Here is a 305-nt window from a genome sequence, read left to right as displayed (position 1 = left end):
GGTGTACTTGACATGCAATTAAATTGGAATTACATTCAAATTAAGGCATGGATACATAATTTTCATATCCATGCCTTAATAAACTTATCATAGAAAGCTATTTACAGAAAAAACTTCACAGTCTCGACACTCATAAAAAAGGCACTTCAAGCGGCATGTGTTCGGTATTCAACTGGAATCATGCCATTTTTTATTTGTACACGTTCGTGATTGTAGAAATAAATATATTCCTCTATAAGTTTTGTGATTTCTTTTGAATCTCTTGTATCAACTAGATAGACTAGTTCACATTTTAGATGACTAAA

The 305-nt window shown here is 31.1% G+C and carries 1 protein-coding gene; it reads right to left on the bottom strand.

The genetic code is table 11. From position 1 onward, the window contains the following. Positions 1 to 146 precede the first annotated feature (146 nt). The coding region (locus tag K0040_RS20375) for an IS3 family transposase (protein ID WP_228110478.1) at positions 147 to 305 on the bottom strand (159 nt) is incomplete at its 5' end.

Source organism: Terrisporobacter petrolearius (genome assembly GCF_020748185.1).
GTDB lineage: Bacteria > Bacillota > Clostridia > Peptostreptococcales > Peptostreptococcaceae > Terrisporobacter > Terrisporobacter petrolearius.
Note: the sequence above shows the minus strand (reverse complement) of the source record. Positions and strands in the feature narration are given on the sequence as shown.